Annotated in this window: 11 protein-coding genes; 6 read left to right on the plus strand and 5 right to left on the minus strand. The window is 73.6% G+C overall.

Features of this window, described 5'->3' with window-relative positions; translation table 11 throughout:
- Nucleotides 1–14 precede the first annotated feature (14 nt).
- The 3 genes from MFF21_RS17735 to purD all read right to left on the minus strand — a co-directional run bounded on the left by MFF21_RS17735 (nt 15) and on the right by purD (nt 2,539).
- Complete coding sequence (locus MFF21_RS17735) at nt 15–716, minus strand: SDR family NAD(P)-dependent oxidoreductase (RefSeq protein WP_238312620.1); 702 nt, start codon at nt 714–716, stop codon at nt 15–17.
- A 67-nt stretch (nt 717–783) separates the two neighbouring features.
- Nucleotides 784–1,239, minus strand: coding sequence for a nucleoside deaminase (locus MFF21_RS17740; RefSeq protein WP_238312621.1), 456 nt, complete (start codon nt 1,237–1,239; stop codon nt 784–786).
- 4 nt (nt 1,240–1,243) lie between these two features.
- Nucleotides 1,244–2,539 carry a phosphoribosylamine--glycine ligase gene (gene purD, locus MFF21_RS17745; protein ID WP_238312622.1) on the minus strand — a complete coding sequence of 432 codons (1,296 nt, stop codon included), beginning with the start codon at nt 2,537–2,539 and terminating at the stop codon, nt 1,244–1,246.
- Nucleotides 2,540–2,727: 188 nt separating this feature from the next.
- Between purD and MFF21_RS17750 the strand changes: the two genes are divergently transcribed.
- Together MFF21_RS17750 and xseA are read left to right on the plus strand one after the other, a co-directional pair.
- Nucleotides 2,728–2,883 carry a hypothetical protein gene (locus MFF21_RS17750; RefSeq protein ID WP_238312623.1) on the plus strand — a complete coding sequence of 52 codons (156 nt, stop codon included), beginning with the start codon at nt 2,728–2,730 and terminating at the stop codon, nt 2,881–2,883.
- Between the two features lie 67 nt (nt 2,884–2,950).
- The gene (xseA, locus tag MFF21_RS17755) at nt 2,951–4,606 is read left to right on the plus strand and encodes an exodeoxyribonuclease VII large subunit (RefSeq protein WP_238312624.1); all 1,656 of its coding nucleotides are present in this window, start codon (nt 2,951–2,953) and stop codon (nt 4,604–4,606) included.
- 22 nt (nt 4,607–4,628) lie between these two features.
- Here the strand turns inward: xseA and MFF21_RS17760 are convergent, their stop codons facing one another.
- Nucleotides 4,629–5,828 carry a patatin-like phospholipase family protein gene (locus tag MFF21_RS17760; protein WP_238312625.1) on the minus strand — a complete coding sequence of 400 codons (1,200 nt, stop codon included), beginning with the start codon at nt 5,826–5,828 and terminating at the stop codon, nt 4,629–4,631.
- A gap of 308 nt (nt 5,829–6,136) precedes the next feature.
- Between MFF21_RS17760 and MFF21_RS17765 the strand changes: the two genes are divergently transcribed.
- From MFF21_RS17765 to MFF21_RS17780, 4 genes are all read left to right on the plus strand, one after another.
- Nucleotides 6,137–6,625 carry a ComEA family DNA-binding protein gene (locus MFF21_RS17765; protein ID WP_238312626.1) on the plus strand — a complete coding sequence of 163 codons (489 nt, stop codon included), beginning with the start codon at nt 6,137–6,139 and terminating at the stop codon, nt 6,623–6,625.
- A 93-nt stretch (nt 6,626–6,718) separates the two neighbouring features.
- The gene (locus MFF21_RS17770; protein WP_238312627.1) at nt 6,719–6,934 is read left to right on the plus strand and encodes a hypothetical protein; all 216 of its coding nucleotides are present in this window, start codon (nt 6,719–6,721) and stop codon (nt 6,932–6,934) included.
- Entirely contained in the window at nt 6,931–7,434 is a 504-nt protein-coding gene (locus MFF21_RS17775) for a DUF3016 domain-containing protein (protein ID WP_238312628.1), read from the plus strand. Before MFF21_RS17770 ends, MFF21_RS17775 begins: the two co-directional genes overlap by 4 nt.
- Nucleotides 7,435–7,826: 392 nt before the next feature.
- The gene (locus tag MFF21_RS17780; RefSeq protein WP_238312629.1) at nt 7,827–8,651 is read left to right on the plus strand and encodes a metallophosphoesterase family protein; all 825 of its coding nucleotides are present in this window, start codon (nt 7,827–7,829) and stop codon (nt 8,649–8,651) included.
- A gap of 9 nt (nt 8,652–8,660) precedes the next feature.
- Here the strand turns inward: MFF21_RS17780 and MFF21_RS17785 are convergent, their stop codons facing one another.
- A complete protein-coding gene (locus tag MFF21_RS17785; RefSeq protein WP_238312630.1) occupies nt 8,661–12,125 on the minus strand; it encodes a YhaN family protein in 3,465 nt (1,154 codons plus the stop codon).
- Nucleotides 12,126–12,134 lie beyond the last annotated feature (9 nt).

A 12,134-nucleotide genomic window follows, 5' to 3' on the forward strand; every position in this document is an offset into this window, starting at 1 on the left:
ATCTCGTCCGGCCGTCAGAACCGCTCCACCCAGGGCCGCACCGCGATCTCGGTGGCCCAGGCGCTGCGGTCCTGCCGCAGCAGGCCGAGATAGGTTTTCGCGATGGCGTCCGGGTCGAGGGTGCTGTTGGGCGCGTCCTCCGGCTCGAGCCGGGCGGCGCTGCGGATGGCGCCGTCGATCACGACATGGGCGACGTGGATGCCCTTGGGCTGCAATTCCCGGGCGAGGCTCTGACCGAGGCCGCGCAGGGCGAACTTGCCCATGGCGAAGGGGGCCGAGCCGGCAAAGCCCTTCACGCTCGCAGAAGCGCCGGTGAGCAGGATCGCCCCGTGCCGGTGGGGCAGCATGCGCCGGGCCGCCGCCTGGGTCACCAGGAACCCGCCATAGGCGCTCACCATCAAAGCCTGGGCCACGGCCTCCGGATCGAGATCGGCCACGGGCCCGCGCAGGCGGTCGCTGGCGTTGTAGACCACCACGTCCGGCGCCCCGCCGAGGAAGGGCTCCATCCGCGCGAACAGCGCCTCCACCTCGGCCGGGTCGGTGGCGTCGCAGGCCTGGGCGGCCGCCCCGGTCTCGCGGGCTAGGTCGTCGAGCTTGCCCACGTTGCGGGCGGCGAGCCCGACCCGCATTCCCTCCGCGGAGAACAGCCGCGCGAGGGAGCCGCTGAGGCCCGGCCCTGCCCCGACGATGAGCGCACGCTGATAGCTCGGCACCATGGACACCTCTCGCCTCCGGCATTCTCCGTGAAGAGCGAGATAGGGCAGCGCTCCGGCGGAAGCGGGCTCAGTCCCGCCGCTCCCGGAAAAAGTCGCGCAGCAGGGCGGCCCCCTCCGCTTCGCGCAGGCCGCCATAGACCTCCGGCGCGTGGTGACAGGTCGGCTGGTTGAAGACCCGGGGGCCGTGCTCGACGCCGCCGCCCTTCGGGTCCGCGGCGGCGTAGTAGAGCCGGCGGATGCGGGCGAAGGAGATCGCCCCGGCGCACATCGGGCAGGGCTCCAGCGTCACGTAGAGGTCGCAGCCCGTCAGGCGCTCGTCGTCCAGGGCGGCGCAGGCGGCGCGGATCGCCAGGATCTCCGCATGCGCGGTCGGGTCGCGCAGGGCCCGCGGCCGGTTGCCGGCGACCGCCAGGACCGTCCCGTCCCGCACGATCGCGGCGCCGACCGGCACCTCGCCGGCTTCGGCCGCCTCGCGCGCCGCCGCGAAAGCGAGGCTCAGGGGATCCGGGCCGGGTGCCGCCATGGGATCAGGCCGAGACGGCCTCCTCGCGGGCCACCGCCCGGTCGCCGATGTCGCGTCGGCAGAACCCCTCCGGCCAGTCGATCCGGGCGACGGCCTCGTAGGCACGGGCCTTGGCCTCGCGCACGCTGGCGCCCAGAGCCGTGACCGCGAGCACGCGGCCGCCATCGGCGACGAGCCGCTCGCCGTCCTGGCGGGTGCCGGCCTGGAAGACCAGCACGTCGCCGGCGGTCACCGGCGCGACGCCCCTGATCGTCGAGCCCTTGGTCACGGGGCCGGGATAGCCCTCGGCCGCCAGAACCACCGTCAGAGCGACGCGGGCGTCGTCGTAGCCGATGGCGACGCCGGAGAGATCGCCCTCGGCCGCCGCCAGCAGGGCCGGGACGAGATCGCCGGTGAGGCGCGGCATCAGCACCTGCGCCTCGGGATCGCCGAAGCGGGTGTTGTACTCGATGAGCTTCGGTCCCTCGGCGGTCAGCATCAGCCCGGCATAGAGGATGCCGGCAAACGGCGTGCCCCGGGCCTTCATGCCGGCGAGCGTCGGCGCGATGATGCGCGCCATCACCTCCTGCTCAAGGGCGGGGGTGAGGATCGCCGCCGGGGAATAGGCGCCCATGCCGCCGGTGTTCGGGCCCTTGTCGCCGTCATAGGCGCGCTTGTGGTCCTGGGCGGTGCCGATCGGGATCGCCCGCGTGCCGTCGCAGAGGGCGAAGAAGCTCGCCTCCTCGCCGAACAGGCATTCCTCGATCACGAGGGCCGCGCCCTCCGATCCGTCGAGGATCGCCCGCACCGCGGCCTCGGCCGCCTCCGGCGTCTCGGCCACGGTGACGCCCTTGCCGGCGGCGAGCCCGTCCGCCTTCACCACGATCGGCGCGCCACACGCGGCGAGATAGGCGAGCGCCGGCTCCAAGGCCGTGAAGCGGGCGTAGGCCGCGGTCGGGATGTCGTGCTCGGCGCAGAGATCCTTGGTGAAGCCCTTCGAGCCTTCGAGCTGTGCGGCCGCCCGGGTCGGCCCGAAGGCCCGGATGCCCGCCGCCTGCAAGTCGTCGACGAGGCCCGCTACCAGGGGCGCCTCGGGGCCGACCACGACGAGGCCGATCCCGTTCTCCCGGCAGAAGGCGACGACCGCGGCGTGATCGCCCACGGGAAGGTCCGGCCGATTCTCGCCGTGCTGGGCCGTGCCCGGATTGCCGGGCGCGATGAAGAGTTTCGCGCAGAGCGGCGACTTGGCAAGGGCGAAGGCCAGGGCATGCTCGCGGCCGCCCGAGCCGATCAGCAGGAGGTTGAGGGAAGAGCTGGTCATGGCACCCTCCAAACCGCAAAACGCGCCGCCGGGGAAGGGCCATTCGAACGCGGCCGCCTCGATCCGGGGCACGGCGACTTCCTCCGCGAGCGCGCGGAACGCGAGCGGTGCCATCGACGTTGTTGAAAGCCATGCCGCTCTGCCGCAACACGACCCACCTTCCTCCGGCTCCGCCGCAGATCAGGCGTGTGACGCTTTCGGACTACGTGGTGAGCCGCCGGCCGACCTTCCGGGCCGTGAACGACAACCGCCGGCCGCGGCGGGCGCATCGGTGGCAATGGGCCGTCGGCATCGCCGTCGCGCCGACCCTGACCGTCGCCCTGATTCTCGCGGCCCTGCTCTGAGCCTCCCCGCTCGCGCGGCATCGTTCCGGCTTTACCTGGCCGGACGAGCCCCCTAGCGTCCCGCGCCATGGCTCTCGTCCCACCGCCCCGGCCTGCCCCCCCGCCCCTGAGCGGCGACACGCCGTCCTCCAGCGTGCTTGCGGGCAATGCGCCGGAATGGTCGGTCGGCGACCTCGCCGCCGCCCTCAAGCGCACCCTGGAGGACCGCTTCGGCCATGTGCGCCTGCGCGGGGAAATCTCCGGCTATCGCGGCCCGCACGGCTCCGGCCACGCCTATTTCTCGCTGAAGGACGGGGCCGCCAAGATCGACGCGGTGGTGTGGAAAGGCGTGCTCGGCCGCCTGCGGCAGAAGCCGAAGGAGGGCCTGGAGGTCGTCGTCACCGGCAAGATCACGACGTTTGCCGGCAAGTCCTCCTACCAGATCGTCGTCGACACGATGGAGCCCGCCGGCATCGGCGCCTGGATGGCGCTGCTGGAGGAGCGCAAGAAGCTGCTCGCCGCAGAGGGCCTGTTCGCGTCCGAGCGCAAGCGGCCGATCCCCTATCTCCCCCGGGTCGTCGGCGTCGTCACCTCGCCGACCGGCGCGGTGATCCGCGACATCCTGCACCGGCTGGAGGACCGCTTCCCCCGCCCGGTTCTGGTCTGGCCGGTGCGCGTGCAGGGCGAGGGTGCCGCCGAGGAGATCGCGGCGGCGATCGGCGGCTTCAACCAGCTTCAGCCCGGCGGCATCCTGCCCCGGCCCGATGTGCTCATCGTCGCCCGCGGCGGCGGCTCGATCGAGGATCTCTGGGCCTTCAACGAGGAGATCGTGGTCCGCGCCGCCGCCGCGAGCGCGATCCCCCTCATCTCGGCGGTGGGGCACGAGACCGACACGACCCTGATCGACTTCGCCGCCGATCGGCGTGCGCCGACCCCCACCGGCGCCGCCGAGATGGCGGTGCCCGTGCAGGCGGATCTGCTCGACCTCGTCGCCGATCTCGGCCGGCGGCAGGCGGGCACGATGCTGCGCCGGGTCGAGCGCGAGCGGGCGGATCTGCGCGCGCTCCTCCGCGCCATTCCCAACGCCGAGTCTTATCTCGGCTTCAAGCGCCAGCGGCTCGACCTCGCCGAGGCACGGCTCGGCCCGGCGCTGGCGGCCAATGCCCGCGATGCCCGCGAGCGCCTCGGCCTCGTCGCGGAACGCCTCGCCCGCCGCTCGCCGGCCCTCGCCCTGTCGCGGGCCCGGGAGCGACTTGCGCGGATCGGCGAGGCGCCGCGCCTGGCGCTCCGGCACTTCACCCTCGCGAAGTCGCGAGAGCTCGGCTACCTCGCCGGGCGCCTCGCCCTGGCCCGGGGGGCGACCCTGGAGCGGGCCCGGGCGGTGGAGGCGCGACGGGCCGACCGGCTCGCCACCCTCCGCAGCCTTCTGGAGAGTTCGGGCGCCCGCCTGATCGAGCGCCGCCGCGACCATCTCGCCGCGCAGGGAGCCCTGCTCTCCTCGCTCAGCTACCGCGCCGTGCTCGCCCGGGGCTATGCGCTGGTGCGCGACGAGGCGGGCCAGCCCCTGCGCGACGCGGACGCGGCCCGCCGGGCCGCCATCCTCTCGCTGGAATTCGCCGACGGCCTCGTCCGGGCCCGGCCGGAGGCGGCGCCGGAACCGCCGCCACGCCCGAAGCCGGCGCCCCGGCGCAGCCCCGCGAGGGCGCCCACGGCGGCGCGGCAGGGCAGCCTGTTCGAGGCGTGAGCCGCAGGCCGGGCAGGCGCCCTCACTGACCCGCCAGGGCCTCCTGCACCACGGTCTTCACCAGCGGCGCGGCGGGGACGCTGCGCTGCCAGAGATGGCCGCTGCGGCCCTTCTCGTAGCCCTCGTTGTAGAGCTGGCGCATATAGGCGGTGTCGAAGCCGCGGGCGGTCGTGGTCTGGGGCGCGCTGCTGTCGATATAGGTGAGGTTGAAGCCCATGCCGTTGCGGCGGGAGAAGGCTTCGGTCGCCACCAGCGTCGCCCGGGAGCGGGCGCGGCTCGCCGTGGTGAAGGACTTCTCCACGATCGAGAGGGTGTTGTTCCGGGTCACGTCGAATTCCGGCTCCAGGCGGCCGTTGATCACGACGTAGATGTCGGCCTTGCCGGCCCGGCGCACGCGCCCGTCCTGCAGCAGGAAGGACTGCGGCAGGGTGAAGACCGGCGTCACCACCGAGCCGTCGACATGCATCTCCTGGAAGGCGCGGTTGTTCGCCTGCACGTCGAGGAGCTGCGGCGGGAACACCGCCGGGATGCTGGCGGAGGCCGTGAGCACGTCGGCAAAGAGCGAGACCGCGTTCGGCGCGCCGCTCGCGGCGATGGCGCCCATGTTCCAGATCACCGCCCGCTGGGTATCGAGGTTGGTCGTCACCACGAGCAGGCGGCGGCCCTTGGCATGCTCCTCGGCCACGGCGTTGAGCAGGTCCGCGCTGACGTAGCGGCCGATCAGGTTGCGCAGGCGGCCGTCTCCGAACAGGCCGGAGCCGAACAGCACATTGGCGACGCTCGGCGACTGCACCAGCGTCTCGGCGATGCCGCTCGTATAGATCTCGGTGAGGTAGGAATCGTAGGCCGGCCCGAGGAAAGCGAAGGGCGCGATCAGGGCACCGGTGGAGACACCGGAAACGATCGAGAATTCCGGCCGGGTGCCCGAAGCCGTCCAGCCGTTGAGCACGCCCGCACCGTAGGCGCCGTCGCCGCCGCCGCCCGAGAGGGCGAGATAGCTGAAGGCGGCGCGCCGGCGCTCCGCGTGGCCGGCCATGGCCACGAAATCGGCGGCGGAGGCATCGGCATTGGCCCGCACGCCGGCCATGCCGGGTACGGTCGCCGCCTCGGCCTCGGCCTGGCTGTAGGGGGTGCGCGGCAGGGAGGAGCAGGCCGCCACGGACCCGGCAAGGGCCGCCGCCAGGAGCACGTGCGCGACGCGAAGACGACGGAGAATCGACATGACCTGACCGGCTCGGAGCAATGGCTCAGCTTAGCACGTAACGAGCTTGGCCGTTTCCCGTTCCCGCGGCAAGCGCGAGCAATCCCCGCGGGTGGCGCTTCCGCAGCCGGTTGTGGCTCCTGCGCATCAGGGGTGAAGGCCGCGCCACCGCTGTGGATGGTGAACGACCCGTTGATGGGGAGCCTCTGGTCGGCCTCTCGAAAGCTCCTAAGATGCCGTGAGGGCGGCGCTTTCCCGCGGCCGCCCCAAGACGCGGCGCCATGGGGTTCGCCCGGGGCGAGGGAGGCCGCGAAACCGGGAGGTTCCGGATGATCAGCGGATCGGCAACCCTGCGCGTCGGCCTGCTGATCGTGGTTGCGGCCGCGCTCGCGGGCCTCGCCAGCCTCTACTGGGCCCCCGCGACGCCGCTGCCCGCTCCGGCCGAGCTGGCGAAGGCGCCCCCGGCGGAGCCGGCCCCGAAGGTAGAGGCCCCGCCCCCGCCCGCCCCTGTGCCGGCCCCGCCCCCCGTGCCCGAACCCGCGCCGCCCCCTGCACCGGTCGCAGCCGAGCCGCCGGCCCCGGAGCCCCCGCCGAGCGCCTCCGAGCAGGCCGCGGAGAACGCGCCCCCTGCGGCCACGGAGCTCGTCGATCTCAACACGGCGAGCCTCGCCGACCTGAACAAGCTCAGGGGCGGCGGGGCCATCGGCCGGGCGATCATCCAGCACCGGCCCTATAGCGCCGTCGACCAGCTCCTGTCGAAGCGGGTGCTCACCCGGGCGACCTACCAGCGCATCAAGGACCAGGTGACTGTCAGGTAATCGGTCGAGGGATTGGCATCGCCGATCTGGCGCAGGCGGGGAACAGGGCCTAGGGTGCCCCGACAAGTGAGTTCGAGAGCCGAGGCGAAGCCCATGCATACGACGAGCGGCGCACCGATCCTTCGTTCGGATCTGGGCGTCGAGGAGACGATTGAGTCTGACAACGTGGTGCGTTGGGACGGCGAGCGCCTCTATGTCGAGCAGGACATCTTCCACAACGGCCAGCTCGTCCACCGCAAGTACCGCCGCACCATCACCGAGCCCGTGGCCCGTGCCCTTCTCGCGGTGATCAACCGGACGAAGCAGTGAGGCGCGCCGCGGCCCTCGCCCTGCTGGCGGTTCTCTCCGCTGGCCCGGCGGGGGCCGAGGCGCCGCTCAGCCTGCGCTTCGTGGCCCCGGAGCGCTACACCGATGCCGAGAGCCGCTACGGCTCCGGGCCGAGCCTGCGGGTGACGCTCGGCGAGATCGAGCGGATCTTCCGCTCCTTGAGCGCGCGCACGCTCAGGCCCGGGGAATCCCTCTCCGTCGACGTGCTCGACATCGATCTCGCGGGCTACGAGCGGCCCGGCCTCGCCATCCCCAACGGCCTGCGCGTGGTCACCGATGTCGGGCCGCCGCGCTTCCGCCTGCGCTACGCCCTGAAGGAGCGCGGGCGCACGGTGCTCGCAGCCGAGGAGACGGTGTCCGACCTCAACTTCCTGCTGCGCTCCGCCCGGCCCGGTGCGACCGGCGCCTTCCATTACGAGCAGGAACTGCTCCGGGACTGGTTTCGCACCCGCATCGCCGACCGCCAGCCGCCACGGGGGTGAGGGAGACAGGCTCGCGGCGGCACACTTACCGCCGCTGTCACACCGCCCCGCGCAGACCGTGTTCGTCGCCAATGCCGCATCGGGCGCCTTCACCGACGGCTTCTCGGCCGAGGTGATCCGGCAGAAGGGAGTGGCTGCGGGTGCGGCTCATCGCCGTGGTCAGCTTTGGAGGCGCAACGGAGGGAACAAGCAGGGTCGATAGCGGGCCGCTCGCACTCTACATCGCCCGCAGGCTGCCGCCGTGGCGGCTCGCCCCGCATCGGCGACAGGCTTCGTGCTCGTCCGGAGCCTGTGCGAGTGATGAACGATGGGGAGATCCGCTTGATCGCTTCGCTCTTGCGCTACCATATCTGGCCCGGCGCCCTCACGGTGATCGTGCCGGGACCGGCCCGATGAGGCGGCTCGCGCATATCTCCGATCTGCATTTCGGCCGCACCGACCCGGCCGTGGTCGAGGGGCTGGTGGCGGAGCTCAACAGGGACAGGCCCGACCTCATCATCGCTTCGGGCGATTTCACCATGCGCTCCCGCCGCCGGGAATTCGGCGAGGCCCGCGCCTTCCTGAACCGACTGGAAGCGCCCTGGATCGCAGTGCCGGGCAACCACGACATCGCCTATTTCAAGCTGTTCACGCGCTTCTTCCACCCGTTTCGGCGCTACCGGCGCTGCATCGCCGAGGAGACCGAGCCGGTCTATCTGGACGGGGAGATCGGCATCGTCTGCTTCAACACCGTGCGGACCTGGGCGCCGGAGACCGACTGGTCTCAGGGCAAGATCACCCGGGCGCAGATCGCGAAAGCCGAGGCGACCCTGGCGGGCTTTCCCGCCGACGTCTTCCGCATCGTGGTCGGCCATCATCCCTTCATGCCGCCGCCCTGGGACGAGGAGGCGCGGCTGGTGGGACGGGCGGACGAGGCGCTCGCCGCCTTCCGCCGCCAGGGCGTCGGGCTGACCCTCGCGGGGCATCTCCACCGCCACTATGCCCGTTTCGCGGAGGCCGAGGATGTCGGCGCCGAGCCCCGCCGCGTCGCCGTCGACCAGGGCAGGGCCGAGGTGCCGCGCCAGCGCCTGCTGGCGGTGCAGGCGGGCTCGGCCACCTCGACCCGCCTGCGCGGCAACGAGCCCAACGCCTACAACCGCATCCGCATCGAGAACGGTGCGGCGACGGTGACCGTGCGGATCTGGAACGGCGCGGCCTGGGAGGATGCGGGCGGCTGATCTCAGCGCCTAAAGCGGCACCACGTCCACCGCCGCGCCGAGCCGTGCCTGCGCGATCTCCGCGAGCCGGGCATGGTGGGTGAACAGGATCGGCTGCACCGTCTCCCCGATCGCCGCCAGGGCGTCGAGGCCGTGGCCGGTGCGGGTATCGTCGAAGCTCGCGAAGATGTCGTCGCCGACGAAGGGGGCGGGCTCGGCGTTGCGGGCGAAGTCCTCGAGATAGGCGAGGCGCAGGGCCAGGAAGAGCTGGTCGCGGGTGCCCTCGCTCATCGCCTCCACCGCGACCGGCCGCTCGCTGCCCGCGCGGCGGCCCCGCAGGACGGGCTGGTCGTCCTCGTTGAAATCCTGGTCCAGGCCGACGAAGGCGCCGCCGGTCAGGCCGGAGAAGAGTTCCGCCGCGCGGGCGAGGAGCGGGTCCTGCTGGCCGGCGCGATGGCGCTCGATGGCCGAACGCAGGAGCAGGCCGCCCAGGCGGAGCACGACGTAGCGCCGGGCCGCCTCGCGCAGTTCCGCCTCGACGCCGCGCTTGACCGCCGCCGCCTTCTCGGCGCCGGTGCCGCCCTCGATCCGGCGGCGCTGCGCCTCCAGCTCTCGTTGGCGGGCATAGGCCTCCTTGCCGTCCTGGACGAGGCGCTGCTCCTCCTCGGCGAGTTCCGCCAAGCGGCCTTCGAGGGCGTCGGGTGGCAGGGCGTCGAGCTCGGCGCGCAGGGTCTCCTCGGGTACGCCGTCCCCGATCCGGGCCAGCTCCTCGCGGGCGCGGACGACGGCCTCCTGCAGGGCGGCGCGCCGGGCGAGCCGAACATGGAGGGCCGCCACGTCCTCCTCCGGGGGGAAGCCGTGGCGCAGGAGCAGGGCCTGCTGGCGGCTTTCCACGAGGGCGAGGGCATCGGCGGCCTCGTCGCGGGCCTTCGCCCGGGCGGCGAGGTTGCGCTCCAGCGTCTCGTGGCGAACCTGCGCCTCGCGGGCGGCCTGGATGCGGCCCTGGAGGCGGCGCACGCCCTCGGGGATGGATAGATCCGCGCCGGGCAGCAGGGCCGCGAGCAGGCGCAGGGCCTCGTCCTCGTAGTGGCGGATGTCCCGCCGCATCCCGGCGACGCGGCCCGCCCGGTTCGCCTGTTCCCTGATGAGGGCCGGCACCCGGTCCCAGGCGTCGAGCGCGGCCTCCGCCTCCTCGCGGCTCGCCTGCGCCTGCAGCGACAAAGCGGGAAGGGCTGCCGCCCACTCGGCTCGCCAGGCGGATTCCACCTCCTCCGCCTGAAGACGGGCCGCCTCGGCGCGGGCCAGAGCCTGCTCGGCGAAGCGGAGTCGGGTCTCATCCTCGCGGGCGGCCTCCCAGCGCTCCGAGGCGAGACGCAGCCGTTCGGCCACGCGGGTGCCGACCAGCGCCACGTCGAGATCGGAGAGGCCGGGCAGGTCGAGATCGGCGGCCAACGCGAGAAGCGGCGCGCGCAGAGCCTCGAGCCGGGCCGCGAGCGCGGCCTGCTCCGCCCGCCGCGTATGGAGCGCCGTGGCGCGCTCGATCAATCGTCCGGCCTGGGCGAGCCAGACCGCCATCTCGGCAGGCGGCAGGGGCGCGAGCCCGGCCGGCTGCCAGAGGTCGTGCCAAGCCGTGTCCCAGGCCGCGAAAGCGGCCTCGATCTTGGAGAGCTCGTCGCCGGCCCGCTCCGCGGCGCGCTCGGCCGCGGCCAGCTTCTCCGCATCCGCCGCCTGCTCGGCGACGCGGCCCGCCTCCTGCGCGAGGCGGTCGGCGAGCGCGTCGGATTCCGTCAGCATCCGGCCAAAGGCCTCGGTCTCCCCCTCGCGGGCGGTGTCGGCCTGACCGAGGGCGGCGGCGCGCAGGGCGGGCCATAGGCCGTCGCGCGCGGCACGCAGGGCGAGGAGGGCCGCGCGGTCGGGCAGCGCCCCGTCGGCCCGGCGGCGGGCGATCCGGCGGGCGAGCATCTCCCGCTCCGCCGAGGCCGTGTCCAGAACCTCCCGGACCCGCTCCCGCCGTCGTTCGAGCTGGCCGCGCTCCTCGGCGAGGCGGCGCAGGGTCTCCGGCCCCGGCAGGGCGGCGGCGGCGAGCGCTTTCAGAGAGGCGGGCGTCGGCGAGAGGCGCCGCACCTGATCCTCCAGCACGGCCTCCTCCCGGCAGATCTCGGCGGCGAGCTCGTCCCGCTGGCGCGCCTCGCGCAGGACCGGCGCCAGGGTCTCGAAGCGCTCGCGGAAGGGGGCGGGATCGAAGGCCGGCGCACGCCCGGCCCGGGCCTCCTGCAGATCCCGCAACTCCGCCTGCCGCTGGGCCTGCTCGGCGCGGGCACGGTCGAGATCGCCGCCGCGCTCCCGCCCCTGGGCGATGAGCTTGCGGATGCGGATGCGCACCATGTCGGAGGGCTGCGCGGCGGCCACCGCCTGCGCGTCGGGGAGTCCGAGCCGGATCGCGATGGCCTGAAGGCTCTCGGCGAATTCCGCGGCCTCGCCCTCGATGCGGGGCAGGTCGCGCAGGGATTTTCCGTGGTCGCCCGCGCCCCGCACCAGCTCCTCGACCTCCTCCGCCAGGGCGAGCGCCTCGGGGTCGCGGGCAATGCCGTCCCGCTCCGCCTGCGCCCGCGCCCGGGCGGCTTCGGCCTCCGCGAGGCGCTCGGCGGCGCCCGCCTGCGCCTCCCGCAGGCGGCCGAGATCCTCCACCGCGCCCGGCTCCATGGCGACGAGGCCGCCGAAGGCGTCGAGATCGCCGGCCAGGGCGGCGAGGCGGTGCAGGATCGGCGCGGCGGTCCTCAGCCGCCGCAGCCGGGCGGCCTCGGCGGCATTGGCCCGGCGGCGCTCGGCGATGCCGGCATCCTCGGCGATCGCGCTCTCGACTTCCGTGTTGAGCGAACGCCAGGCCTCGGTGCCGAGACGGTCGGCGGAGAGGGCCTTGCGGGCCTCGTCGTAGCGGGCGACGAGCTGGTTGAGCACGCGCAGGCGGCCCTGCGGCACGTAGATCTGCCCGGCCTCCTCGTCGAGCTGGCGGGCGGTGTCGCGCAGGCCGCGCAGGCCGGACGCCGCGGCGAAGAGGCTCGCGCCGACCTCGCCGTCGCTGCGCAGCATCTCCTCGCCGCCGCTGCGCAGGGCGCCGGCATCGAGGCCGAAGGCGTTGCAGAAGACCGGCCGGCTCAGGCCCCCGAGGAAGCCGGCGAGGGCATCGTCGGGAATCGGCGCTCCCGCGGAATCGGTGAGCAGGTTCTTGCGGCCCTTGCGGCGGCGGAAGCCGAGCCGACGCCCGTCCCGGGCCGCGATCTCGGCCCCGAGCCAGAGTTCGCTGGGCTCGTGCAGGAAGGCGAAACGGGTGCGCTCCTCGATGCCGAAGAGCAGGTCGGTGACCGCGGCGAGCGCGCAGCTCTTGCCCGCCTCGTTCGGCCCCAGCACCACATGCACCCGCGCATCCGGCCGGAAGTCGAGGCGGCGGCCGGTGAAGGGGCCGTAACGTTCCAGGTCGAGCGAGAGCAGGCGCATGTCGTCGCG

This window comes from Methylobacterium organophilum, assembly GCF_022179465.1.
GTDB classification, from domain to species: Bacteria; Pseudomonadota; Alphaproteobacteria; order Rhizobiales; family Beijerinckiaceae; genus Methylobacterium; species Methylobacterium organophilum.

Excerpts from the sequence above, each read along its gene's own strand:
- MFF21_RS17785 (WP_238312630.1), bottom strand. The coding sequence starts at position 12,125 with ATGCGCCTGCTCTCGCTCGACCTGGAACGTTACGGCCCCTTCACCGGC.
- MFF21_RS17735 (WP_238312620.1), bottom strand. The coding sequence starts at position 716 with ATGGTGCCGAGCTATCAGCGTGCGCTCATCGTCGGGGCAGGGCCGGGC.
- MFF21_RS17760 (WP_238312625.1), bottom strand. The coding sequence starts at position 5,828 with ATGTCGATTCTCCGTCGTCTTCGCGTCGCGCACGTGCTCCTGGCGGCG.
- MFF21_RS17770 (WP_238312627.1), top strand. The coding sequence starts at position 6,719 with ATGCATACGACGAGCGGCGCACCGATCCTTCGTTCGGATCTGGGCGTC.
- xseA (WP_238312624.1), top strand. The coding sequence starts at position 2,951 with ATGGCTCTCGTCCCACCGCCCCGGCCTGCCCCCCCGCCCCTGAGCGGC.
- purD (WP_238312622.1), bottom strand. The coding sequence starts at position 2,539 with ATGACCAGCTCTTCCCTCAACCTCCTGCTGATCGGCTCGGGCGGCCGC.
- MFF21_RS17765 (WP_238312626.1), top strand. The coding sequence starts at position 6,137 with ATGATCAGCGGATCGGCAACCCTGCGCGTCGGCCTGCTGATCGTGGTT.
- MFF21_RS17780 (WP_238312629.1), top strand. The coding sequence starts at position 7,827 with ATGAGGCGGCTCGCGCATATCTCCGATCTGCATTTCGGCCGCACCGAC.
- MFF21_RS17740 (WP_238312621.1), bottom strand. The coding sequence starts at position 1,239 with ATGGCGGCACCCGGCCCGGATCCCCTGAGCCTCGCTTTCGCGGCGGCG.